The 3607-nt window shown below is 37.4% G+C and carries 5 protein-coding genes; all 5 read right to left on the reverse strand.

What is annotated here, in order from left to right; translation table 11 throughout:
- Nucleotides 1-211: 211 nt before the first annotated feature.
- Complete coding sequence (locus EJP87_RS14690) at nucleotides 212-1123, reverse strand: replication initiation protein (RefSeq protein ID WP_130472612.1); 912 nt, start codon at nucleotides 1121-1123, stop codon at nucleotides 212-214.
- A gap of 633 nt (nucleotides 1124-1756) precedes the next feature.
- The gene (locus EJP87_RS14695) at nucleotides 1757-2206 is read right to left on the reverse strand and encodes a hypothetical protein (protein WP_130472613.1); all 450 of its coding nucleotides are present in this window, start codon (nucleotides 2204-2206) and stop codon (nucleotides 1757-1759) included.
- Nucleotides 2206-2526 (reverse strand): hypothetical protein, encoded by a 321-nt coding sequence (locus EJP87_RS14700; RefSeq protein ID WP_130472614.1) that lies wholly within the window; start codon nucleotides 2524-2526, stop codon nucleotides 2206-2208. The genes EJP87_RS14695 and EJP87_RS14700 overlap by 1 nt, the downstream gene beginning before the upstream one ends.
- 37 nt (nucleotides 2527-2563) lie before the next feature.
- On the reverse strand, nucleotides 2564-3100 hold the full coding sequence (locus EJP87_RS14705; protein ID WP_227657667.1) for an IS630 family transposase: 537 nt from the start codon (nucleotides 3098-3100) through the stop codon (nucleotides 2564-2566).
- A complete protein-coding gene (locus EJP87_RS14710) occupies nucleotides 3033-3389 on the reverse strand; it encodes an IS630 transposase-related protein (RefSeq protein ID WP_130472615.1) in 357 nt (118 codons plus the stop codon). Before EJP87_RS14710 ends, EJP87_RS14705 begins: the two co-directional genes overlap by 68 nt.
- Between the last annotated feature and the right edge of the window lie 218 nt (nucleotides 3390-3607).

Below are 3607 nucleotides of genomic sequence, written 5' to 3' on the forward strand. Positions count from 1 at the left end.
CGAGGTATTTAGGATTACAGGAAAAAGTGCAACGATGGTTTTCCTTACATCACCTTTTCTGACTGAAGAGTAAAAAACAAAAACAAAAGTGGAACGTACGTTAGATTGAACATGAAGCGAAGCGAAATGGAAAGATACGCAAACTGCAAACCTAAGTTTGCAAGGTTTCGATAAGCTCAAGCTATCACTTTTGTACTGTTGAAAATGATATTTATTTTCCGCGAAAAAAATTTATGAAAGATGAAAATATTCCGTCAATTTTTTTGTTTTTTTGAGGAGCTGCTTTTGATTTCTTTATTGTGATTTTGGTTTTTTTAGATGGAGTAATATCGACGACGTTTCTCTCTTGTTTTGTAAATCGTGTTTTTGTCTCCCCTGTGCTCTCGTTTATAGATCTCAATACGATTGCTGGCTTAAAAATGAACCTAATTGCAACGACGCTTTTTCCTTCTTTAATCTCTTCAAATCGAACTTTTATATGGTAATGCTTATTAATTTCTTCACAGGCCGGAAGAATAGTTCTTGCTTTGAAATTAGCGTATTTAGGATATTGGTTCCCAACGGCAAAAGAATGACGTAGTTGCTCTAGAGACTTTTCCATCCATCCTGTTTCTTTGAACTCTTGTAGTAATTCAAATAAGCGTGTTGCATAGATGCTTTTAAAATTAGAAATATCTGCAAGGTTGTAAACCATAAAACGTTCTTTTACCTGTTTTAGGTAAGGCATTATGTCGTCCGTAAATTTAATATTGATTTTGCCTTCATCTTTAACATATTCAGCTTGAGAACAAACGTTTATTCTTAAGTAAGAGTTCGAGTTTTCTCTGGGAACTGTAATATCGGTCTTCATGAGTTTGTTGACGGCTTTTTTCAACGCTGAGTAACTGTGTGTTTGTGCCGTTTTAAACACATGACTAAACTCTTTTGCTGAAAGTGTATGTTCTCTTTTTAACTCTTCGGCTTGTAGGTATTTACCATGTTTATCAACCCCACCAAGTTTACTTAATAACATTAAATAAACTTGATAGTCGGTGTGGGTAAAGTCGCCAAAATTAGACTGATTTAGCCTAGTAGATTTATATACCTTTGGGGTCTTAGATTCATACAATGCTTTTTTCTTCATGGTAGAACATCCTTATAAAATAACAAATATGTACCACTAAATATAACTCTTTTTCTTGTATTGCAACAAAATTAAGGTGTTTCTGGGCAAATATCGCAAAAATATACATATTTTTGGTGGTACGGTTTTGTTATATATGCCCTGTGGAAAGTGCTACAAATTTGTTATCTTTTAACGACAAATTTGTTATTGTTTAAACGACAAAAATGTTATCCTTGCGTGTGTTTTAGCCGCTAGATATGCGGGTTTTGAGAAGCTACAAAAGGGGAAAATATATAAATATATTTTCTTACTAAAGGTTGTACTAAAGGGATAACCCTGTGGATATCGTCCGAAATTTTAGATTTTCGATTCTCGGCAGAGGGGAGTTTGAAACGAGTCACGGAACAGGAAACGACCATCGTCCGAAATTTTAGATTTTCGATTCTCGGCAGAGGGTTGGAGTATAAACACGTCGCTATTTCAATTTTAAGAACCCCTGGAGGCACCTAAATGGTTTTTATATCCGAAGGTAGCCAAAAAAAGAAAATGCCGCGTACGTTTAAAATATGCGGCTTAAAATCGATTTTAGTTTTACCTGGTTTTTTCTAAATATGAGGTGTTTTGTTTACCCTAATTTTAACGAGAAGGTTACTAACATTTTTTCCTTGTACCAATTCCACTGTTAGCAGATATAGCGTTATCTGGGATTCCCTTTTCTCCGAGAGCTTCTAAAATAGCTTCTAAAGTTACCGAGCAGCAGTTGTGCGAAGTAGCACTATAATCCGATGCTTTTTGTTTATCAAATGTTTCGGTTACTTTTTGCCACTCTCTCATAGTAACTCGACGCTTTACCTCCTCACACTTTCCTTGAAAAAGTCCTGGAGCGGGCTCTCTGATCGAACCTACATCTCCAAAGTACCCCCTAGAGTCTAGGACTTGGTCTCCCTTTGTTAACATGACGTAACAATGTTCGAAGTATGCTTTGCCAGCGAGTGGCCGGGCACATGAAAGTAGGCAGACATCATCTGATGAAGTCATATCTGAAGCCATGGTTGCTGATATCAACGTCATGAAATTGAGTACCAAAAGATATTTTTTCATTAATACCACCTAAATACAGAGTTTAATTTAATACTTCCCTCGCTATCTTCAGAAAATAACATTTGAATGTTCTCGTATCTGAGACTTTTGTTATCTCTAGCTTCAGGCAAGTGTTTTTCTACAAGATCGCGCAATTCTTTAAAAGATATTCCACTTGATTGCATTCCCTGTAAGGCTGGAGTTGTATATATTACACCATTCTCCACGAAGGATGATGGTAGCTTAATATTAGCCACATCAGACTTATCAAACAAAGATGACGCGCTTACATTCGTTATAACCGCAAACATAAAACTTGTAATAATTTTAGATATTCTCATAGCAAACTCCGTTAATTATAGCCAATCACGCGTAATATTAACACATCAGTGGGCGTTGGAACAAGCGATCAATGGAACACCTTAATTTGCGTCGAATGGATTTAGTCTGAGCCCATTTCTTTTCGATGGGGTTGAGATCTGGAGAATATGGGGGTAAATATAGCAGAGTATGCCCTGCCGCTGCTAAAGAGTCCTGCATCTCTGATTGCTTATGAAAGGTTGCATTATCCATCACAACCACACTTTGTTCAGGCAATTTAGGAATCAGATCTTGCTGCACCCATGCAGTAAAGACGTCTGAATTAATCGTTGATTCAAACAAACTCACCGTTAACAGCGTTGCTCCAATCAAGGCCCCTATGGCATTGGTTCGTCCTTTCGCTCCCCAATCATGAGTCCCATAACACCGCTGTCCTTTTGTTGAATATCCATGAGTTCTGGGCATATCATGACTGAATCCACTCTCATCGATATACACGATAGGACGAGATGTATCCTGATGTTTTTTAATCTTTTGGCAATAGACAGATCGTTTTTCGGGATCCGCTTTCGGATGTTTTAGGGTTTTTTTTATAGGTCACACCTAATCGTTTCAAGGCATGGTAGATGCAACCTCTTCCACAGCCTAATCGCTCTGCTCGCTCATATTGAAATGCGTCCGGATAAGCTTCTATGTCTGATTTCAACGCCTCCATATCAATCTTTGTAGCGGGCTTGTTTCTAGTGGTTTTTGGAAGAATTCCATGCTTCCACTTCATCAACGTGCCTTTGTTTATTTTAAATCGTGTTGCCGTTGCACGCACGCTTAAACCTTCCTCTCTCATTGCGCTTAATACTTTTTTCCGAAAATCGCTCGAATACATTTTTCCAACCACCCATTTTTTTATCTCACCCTATTGTATTATATTTGTGTGTGTTTAGCTATAATTACCAGCTTCATTGTAAGTTTTTTGCACCAAATAGCAACTGAAGTTTGTCATTAAAGTTCCAGGGTTTTCAAAAAAGGCATTTCAATGCCTAAGTGCGCTTGTGGTAAAAAACCACAAGACGAGGTATTTAGGATTACAGGAAAAAGTGCAAC

It is taken from the genome of Candidatus Magnetaquicoccus inordinatus (assembly GCF_004217665.1).
Taxonomy (GTDB): Bacteria; Pseudomonadota; Magnetococcia; order Magnetococcales; family Magnetaquicoccaceae; genus Magnetaquicoccus; species Magnetaquicoccus inordinatus.